An 8,147-nucleotide genomic window follows, 5' to 3' on the forward strand; every position below is an offset into this window, starting at 1 on the left:
ATCTTATGTGCAAAGGAGGTTTCGTTGTATGAGCCAACATATAAGGGTAACTGATGAAAAAAAATCATTCAATATTGCCATTCTCGGATTTGGAACCGTTGGTGAAGGGGTATATTGGGCACTTCAAAAAAAATCTGACAAGATTTCTAGTATATTAGGTAGGGAAATTAACATTCCGCTTGTTCTGGTTGCAAATAGAACGAAAAAAAGGAATATTAAAAAGCAAACAAACGTTACAGATCAATTGGCAGACGTATTAAAAGAACGTCAACTGGATGCAGTAATAGAAGCGACTCCTGATGCAGAAACGGCTTATCCTTATGTTAAGCAATTGTTGGAGCATGGGATTTCCATAATTTCAGCAAATAAGGAACTAATTGCCAAACACGGAGAAGAATTGCATGTGCTTGCAGGAGACAACCATTGTCATCTCCTTTTTGAAGCAACGGTTGCAGGGGGAATCCCTGTCTTAAATACAATTCGTCATACCCTAAAAGCAAATTCCATTGAACGCTTTGAAGGGATATTAAACGGGACTTCCAACTTCATCTTATCGAAAATGAGGGAAGAAGGGACTTCTTTTTCCGATGCCCTTGGTGAAGCTCAGGAAAAGGGGTATGCAGAACTTGTCCCTGATAAAGATATAGATGGCTGGGATGCCTACTATAAAACAATGATTGTTAGCAGGTGGATTTATGGCAGAGCACCAATCTGGAAAAATAGTCCAAGGGGTATTCGAAATGTTTCCTTAAGTGATATTAAGATAGGTGAACATTTTAATGGTCGAATAAAACATGTAGCATCTTTGGTAAAAAAGGATGGAGAAGTCCATGCAGCAGTTCAACCATGTTTTGTATTAAACGACCATCCTTTATACGGTGTGGAAGGGGTTAATAATGGCATTCGTATTGATGGAAGTATCGTAGGATCCATTATGCTCCAAGGTCCTGGTGCAGGGAAATATCCAACAGCAAGTGCTATGGTTGAGGACATGATAAATTTATTTATGAGTAGACACGAAAACCTTTCAATAGAGGGTATTGAATTTTCCACGGAAGGCTTCTTGGATCAGGAGAAACAGAAGTCAATCGATCAAATCACAAGTGGAGACGGGGCTTACTGGTTTGTAACTGGAGAAGAGGGGATAGTCAGATCCATCTCTGCCTTAGGCGTAGAGATTATACAAGCAGCTGAAACAGCCTGTATAGTCTATGGAAGGGAGAATCAATTATCTCAATGGAAGGAGAGGTCCTGTGCGAAAGTACGGGTTTATCCTGTTTTATCAGATTTCAGAAAATTAATATCTAATCGTTCTTTTTTTGAGAGAGAAAAAACGGTCTCCATCTAATCTAATCTATTTGACATGTTAATAAAGTAGACGAGGCTGGGACAAAAGTGTTTTAATAAATGAAAAATCCGAAAATGATGATTGAATCAATCATTAGCTATGGAAATATACTTCGCTATGGTTGTGTGTTGTTCGGATTTTCGATTAAACACTTTAGTTATGTCCCAGCCTCGTTTTTTTATAAGGTAATTTATAGGTTATGGCATCTTCGAGCAAGTTGTCTAACTCTAGCGCTTTGGAAAAAATAATAGTTTTGTGAACATTTTCCGTAGATTATAGTAGATATTCACAGATTTCAGGAGGAAAACAGTGGTTTGAGCGTTCCAAATTATGAGAGTTTCCCCTTGGAAACCTTAATTTATAACGTTGTTTGTCACAATGTTTTGTCGTATTAAAAAATTTCTAAAAACTTTAGGAGATTTTATGGTATTCTATTAACATCACCAAGAATATTGGCGAGTATAAACACAAAAGGTAGAGGTGCTGCAGATGTTTGCTACAATCCGTAATATTTTTCGCGTAGGTGATCTACGCAACAAAATTATCTTTACTTTACTTATGCTGGTTGTTTTCCGTATCGGAGCACATATTCCAGCTCCTGGGGTAAGAGCAGAGGTTCTTGATTTTGGAGATCTTGCTGCCTTGGGATTTTTAAATACGTTTGGTGGAGGGGCACTAGAGAACTTCTCCGTGTTTGCAACTGGAATTATGCCGTATATCACAGCTTCGATTATCGTACAGCTTTTAAGAATGGATGTTGTTCCTAAATTTGCTGAATGGGCAAAGGAAGGGGAGTCTGGGCGAAAGAAGTTAGCTCAAGTTACTCGATATGGAACAATTGGAATTGCATTCTTTCAAGCTTTAGCTTTATCCATAGGTTTTAACAACATTATGCCAGGTTTGGTACCAGATCCAACAATTGTCAAATATTTATTAATTGCTGTTGTTTTAACTGCTGGTACAGCGTTTCTTATGTGGCTCGGAGAGCAGATCACAGTTAAAGGTGTTGGAAATGGCATATCCATCATTATCTTTGCAGGTATTGCATCAGGAATCCCAACTGGGGTAAACCAGCTGTATGCTACATATATTGCAGATGCTGGTGACCAGTTATTTATCAATATCGTAACAATATTCTTAATAAGTTTAGCCATTTTAGCAATTGTGGTTGGAGTTATCTTTGTTCAGCAGGCTGTCCGAAAAATTCCGGTTCAATATGCAAAAAAAATTGCAGCAGGTGGACGTCCTTCAGGAGGACAATCCTCTCACTTGCCATTAAAGGTTAATACAGCAGGGGTTATTCCGGTTATCTTTGCATCAGCTCTCTTCTTCCTTCCCCAAACGGTTGCAGGGATTGTTGGTTCTGATACTGGTGTTGGGGCATGGATCATTAGATATATTGATCTATCTAGTCCTGTAGGTATGATAGTGTATGCTGCATTGATTATTGCCTTCGCCTATTTTTATACATTTGTCCAAATCAATCCGGAGCAAATGGCGAATAATTTGAAAAAGCAAAATGGATTTATTCCAGGTATTAGACCAGGGAAAACAACGGAAGCATACATTGTACGCACTCTTTACCGATTAGTATTTGTAGGTTCAATTTTCTTAGCAACGGTAGCAATTATTCCTTTAATTTTCACTTCTGCAATTGGACTACCTCCAGCAGTCCAAATCGGTGGAACAGGACTACTCATTGTCGTAGGGGTTGCCCTCGATACAATGAAGCAAATTGAAAGTCAGTTAATTGACCGCCGTTACACTGGATTCTTAAAGCGTTCTTCTTAATACTACTTTTAGTTGGATTTTAAAAACCCGCAGTTGACCAGTTACTTTTGAGTTAAAAGAAGCTGGTTCAGCTACGGGTTTTCGTTTGTTTTTCAATAGTACAATCTGATGGGCTTATGTCGCTTCCTTATGAAGGACCCCGTCTCCTAAATTATCATCCGTAAGGACTGCCCCCTCTACTAGAGGTACATTTAGTTGATAAAATATTTTGGACGACCAGGCAATTACTGTGGCCAGTATAGTAAGTCCCCCTAAGGTGACAAACAGGAAACTGAAGCTGTATACCTCTGCAAGAACCCCGCCTAATCCTGCCCCAATTGGAATCCCTGATTGTGCCAATAGTGCTCGCACGGTGAAAACGCGGCCACGGATTTTTTCCGGTACACGCTTCTGATAGAAAGTGGTGTTATTTATGGTAAACATCACTGCAAAGATCCCTTGGGCCATGGAAATAACTAAGGCAACCCAAATATTTGTCACTAGTCCTAAGAATACTAAACAAACGCCACCTAATGTTAAACTTCCCAGCATTACAAAGCGAAGGTTTTTCGGTTGTTTGAAAAATCCTGTAATTAAGGATCCAAACACCATTCCGCATGAAAAGAGGGACATGAATAACCCATATTGAAATTCGGTGCCTTGAAGATGTTCTAATACGTATGGTAAAAACATCGGCTGTGCTGCTCCTGAACTGAAGTTGATAATCATCATGAGAATACCTATCCAAAACAGGACAGGGTACATCTTAAAGAAGTTGATCCCTTCCTTAAACATGGGAAGCCATGGTGTTTTTTCTTTTGATTGAAGCTGTTCTGTGTTTTTGACGAATAATAGAAGGATACCGGCAAACGTAATTGCGAAAGTTAAGATAAAAATAACGAGACTAGGGCCAAATACGGATAAAAGTAAACCACCTAAAGCTGGACCAATTAACATCATTGTTTGCATAGTACCTTCAAGGAGAGAATTCCCGCGTTGGAGGTTCTCTTTAGGTAAAATCGAGGCCACATAAGCCATACTCGCTGGGCGAAATAGGGGTTCTGCAATTCCTGCTACCATCGCAGCAATAAAGAGAACTATCAATGGTAGTTGATTTGTTAAAAGGAGCCCACCAATAATGATAAACGTGATAGCCCTTAACCATTCTGAGAATATCATCATTTTTTTATAGGAGAAGCGGTCGATGTAAGGACCTGCCAGTAAATTTGTTAAAAGGCTTGGGACCATGAAGGAAATCCAAATCATCCCCATGGCAATTTTGGAACCAGATAGATCGTACACTAACCAAGATATAATAAAGGTGGCAAATGTTCCTCCAAGACCTGATGCAGCCTGTGCTAACCATAGAAACAAAAACGACTTTTGTAAATAAACACTTTTCATTTTCTCCCAACTCCCAGATTTTCAATTTTTCCTTCTAATTACATTTATTTTTTGGAAACCAGAAAGGGCATACCAACTATCTTTTTTCGCTACTATAAACATAGGAAAGTATTTTACTTTCCAGATTTCTTAAAGCTTCTTTTCGAAAACTGTATCGATCTGCCTTATCAGGATGAACGTGTATCCGCACCAGTCCAGCTGCCCTCAAGGTGATGAGGTGATGATGTACAGTGCTTTTAGCAATCCCCATGTATTGATGGATTGTTTTAAAAGCTTTTGGACCAGTGGCAATCAGCTGAAGCATTTTTAACCGATTTTCGTCTGATAGTGCTTGTTGTGTTCGCAACATTTCTGGAGGCAGTGCTCCAGGTTCTGCTGAAATATTGTCCGCGGCATAGCTGTAGATATGGACAGTTTTGCTCACGTGGAAGAGAACGATAGGTCGGACATGAAATTGGGGAACAAGATAGATGGTCAAATCTTCCCCAAACCCTTCTAAGTGCAGACCATTAGTCGCTTCCTCTACGACTTCTAACGGATGGTGGTAAGTCAATAATTGGGCTACCTCAGCTTGTTTAGAGTGAAGGTTCTCAAGTAAGGTGGAATCCAGTTTTGAAAAATAGATAGTGTTCCACGTTTCTAATATTGGTAAGACACCGTCCATATCCTGTGGTAATTTTTGTCCATAAAAGGAAATAACCTCTGGTGTAAGCTGAGAAACTGAATAATTTTTTACCCAGTGACATAAGTCCTCCACGGTTTCCCCGGTACCTAAATCCAGTAAAGAGAAGTTGTGAAGAATTTCTAACTTGGAAGTCAAATTCTCCTGGGCAAGGGAATCGATCATTCGATCACTCATTTTTTCCTGGATGTTATTTTGCCACTTGGAAGTAAGATCTGTTTTTTTGAAGAGGGATTTATTCCAAAAAACCAATAAACTAGTCATAAACTCATTTTGTTCTTTAAACATTGAAATAACATTAACCATATTGTGTTCGACCCCCATCGAATTAATTTATAGTTCGATTATAATCGAACATAGCGAGTAGATGCAACATTATTCTGATAAAATGGTAAAAATGGTGAAATTAGCTTGGATAAAATGGAAAGGTTTCCTCTGGAATAGACACCAAAAGCATATAAAATACTGTATAATTAGGAATATCTTTTTAGCAGTAACCTACTATTTTTTCAGAAAAAAGCTAGATTTTGATGTAAGTGGCAATACTAGTTTTAATAGGCGCCTTCAATTTTTTTTTTATGAACCAGGCTCTAAACAGGGACTTAGTATACATAACGGAAGCAAGACATTTGTTACAGTATGATTACAAACGAATCAACCTTCAGGGAAGTCACGTCTACTTTTTTGAGGGGACAGTGGAGGGAAAGAGATCGTGGGAGAAGAATGGAAGCAGGTCCACCTCGAGGAACTATATGAAAACTATAGTGATGCTATTTATAGATTTATATTATTACAGATTAGAGATACTCAGCAGGCAGAGGATCTAACTCAAGAGGTTTTCATCCGTGCTTATAAAGGGTTAGAACAATTTGAAGGGAGATCTTCCTATAAAACCTGGTTATATACCATTGCACGGAACACAACGCATGATTATTACAGAAAAAAAAGGCCAATTTCTTTTTTACCAGCCTTTTTCCAGAACCAGCCGGAAGTGACAGCCATGAGTCCGGAAGAACTAATGGAAATGGGGGAAGGTGTCAAGGAGCTTTATGAAGCATTGAGTAAACTAAAACCCAGTTATCGAGAGGTCATTGTTTTGCGTCAAATAAAGGAATTTTCCATAAAAGAAACAGCTGAGATACTAGGGTGGAGTGAAGCAAAGGTAAAGTCGACGACACATCGGGCCTTTGCTACGCTAAAAAAAGAAATGAATGTGGAGGGATGTCAGCATGAATCCGTTCAATGACGAGCATAAAATAAAAGAAAACCTCCAAAGGTTAAGTCATATTCCGCGGAATTCTGAGAGGAAGCAAACATCCTGGGAAGCAATTCAGCTGAAAACAGCACGGCTAAGCCGCTGGAATCGTATTCGAAAAAAACTATTGGACCCAGTGGTCATTGGACCGGTTGTTGCCGCAATGTTTCTATTTCTGATCATCCCTCCTTTGTTTAATTTGGGGTCGTCGAATGATGAAACGAGTAGCGGTGGTATGGATGGTGGTGTGCCAGAGGATACGGCCATCAGGGGAAACTTGGAGATGTTTTCGGCAGATGACAGTGATAGTGCTTCCATTGAAGAGTCTGAGGCAGAAGAGTCAGATACTGGTGAATACGATTATGGAGATACGTTCTTTGCCATATCCCATGAAACATTAGAGAACATGAGCTTTAATGAATTCTATCAATGGATTAAACAATTTGATTGGGAAAATGCGCCTCAACAGGTGGAGCCTGAGTTTACGGTTACGGTAACAAGTTGGTTGAAAGATTTAGAAGAAGATACTAAGTTAGCCTATATGGGTGAAATAATAGAAACGGCCCATTATATAGACCCAAGGTTTTCCGAATACCATCAAACTCTTTTATTTGATCTGCTTGAAACGGAACCAACTACGTTTTTCCAAGAGACGATTGACACTGGGGACCTTCCGTTTGATGTGTACTCCATCTTTCATCGTTTAATTCAATATGGTGCCGATACGGAACAACTTTGGTTGATTAAAGAGAGGCTTCAGCAAGCCGGAGATAACTCGTTGTTGTTGGAGGAGTCGGAACTGAGGATTGCATGGAATGACTTAATGGCTGAAATAAGCCGTCAGATGTATACGGGCAGTTTGGTGGAGGAAGTGGTACGTTCCAAAAGTGCGGAAATCTTGAAACTTATCCAAGCTAATAATTATCTTGAATTGTCTGAGTTCGTCCATCCTGAAAAAGGGGTTCGCCTATCGGAATATGATGATGTCGTTGATGGACTCGTTTTTCAGAAAAATGAGGTGGAAGGCTTCCTGGATGACAGGCAACGATACACATGGAGCAGTGAGATTGACGGAAGTTACACGGTGCATGAATACATCCAGCGGTATGTTTTAACCTATAAAAATCAGGGAAATTTATCGTTTGATCGCACGGAATTTAATCAATCTGTTAGTAATCATGTGGATCTCGTAACCATTTATGAGGTATTTCCGGAGGGCGTATTTGTGGAATATTTCTCATCTGAGGCAGGGGAAACGGCAGAAGAATGGCAGGCACTTCGTTTCGTATTTGAAGAGTTCGGTGATGATTGGTATCTTGTTGCCGTGACCAGGGCAGCGGACTAAAGTGGTTTAGAGGTTGGGCAAAAGGGTTTTAGTCCCTTGTGCCCAACCTTTTTTTGTCAGATTAAGCTCACCGAATCGCATTGGAACCACACGAGTGCTTACGTTATCCTTTTTTAATAAGGCTATGTTAAAGGCTAATGTTGATTTTTTAAAAGGATGATTTTAGCGAAATTCACGACTACTGTCTCTTCCTCTGCGAGCAAATGCTCCGAGGCGTATCCGTCCATCGGGCAAAACGCCACGTCCTTTGGCATGCCCGATATTAGGACGTCCTGTCCGTCGAGACAAATCGACGTATTTGCAGAGAAGTTGTGCTCTTTGCTCCTGCGGTTACTCGTCGCAC

7 protein-coding genes are annotated in these 8,147 nt (G+C 39.8%); 4 read left to right on the forward strand and 3 right to left on the reverse strand.

The genetic code is table 11. The features are described 5' to 3' along the window. Positions 1–28: 28 nt before the first annotated feature. Together KS419_RS04200 and secY are read left to right on the forward strand one after the other, a co-directional pair. Positions 29–1,348 (forward strand): homoserine dehydrogenase, encoded by a 1,320-nt coding sequence (locus KS419_RS04200; protein WP_217064828.1) that lies wholly within the window; start codon positions 29–31, stop codon positions 1,346–1,348. 489 nt (positions 1,349–1,837) lie between these two features. Further along, complete coding sequence (gene secY / locus KS419_RS04205) at positions 1,838–3,139, forward strand: preprotein translocase subunit SecY (RefSeq protein WP_217064829.1); 1,302 nt, start codon at positions 1,838–1,840, stop codon at positions 3,137–3,139. Between the two features lie 114 nt (positions 3,140–3,253). On the opposite strand, the gene KS419_RS04210 is transcribed toward secY, so the two are convergent. Continuing rightward, entirely contained in the window at positions 3,254–4,522 is a 1,269-nt protein-coding gene (locus KS419_RS04210) for an MFS transporter (protein ID WP_217064830.1), read from the reverse strand. Positions 4,523–4,598: 76 nt separating this feature from the next. After that, entirely contained in the window at positions 4,599–5,510 is a 912-nt protein-coding gene (locus KS419_RS04215) for an ArsR/SmtB family transcription factor (RefSeq protein ID WP_217064831.1), read from the reverse strand. Positions 5,511–5,916: 406 nt separating this feature from the next. Here KS419_RS04215 and KS419_RS04220 point away from each other — a divergent pair, with 406 nt between their 5' ends. Continuing rightward, positions 5,917–6,450, forward strand: a complete 534-nt coding sequence (locus KS419_RS04220; protein WP_343215025.1) for an RNA polymerase sigma factor — start codon at positions 5,917–5,919, stop codon at positions 6,448–6,450. Next, on the forward strand, positions 6,434–7,804 hold the full coding sequence (locus KS419_RS04225) for a hypothetical protein (protein WP_217064832.1): 1,371 nt from the start codon (positions 6,434–6,436) through the stop codon (positions 7,802–7,804). Before KS419_RS04220 ends, KS419_RS04225 begins: the two co-directional genes overlap by 17 nt. Before the next feature lie 134 nt (positions 7,805–7,938). Here the strand turns inward: KS419_RS04225 and KS419_RS04230 are convergent. Next, positions 7,939–8,147: hypothetical protein (locus tag KS419_RS04230; protein ID WP_217064833.1), on the reverse strand; the 209-nt coding region annotated here is incomplete at its 5' end.

Origin of the sequence: Evansella tamaricis, assembly GCF_019042215.1 — a bacterium.
GTDB classification, from domain to species: Bacteria; Bacillota; Bacilli; order Bacillales; family Salisediminibacteriaceae; genus Evansella; species Evansella tamaricis.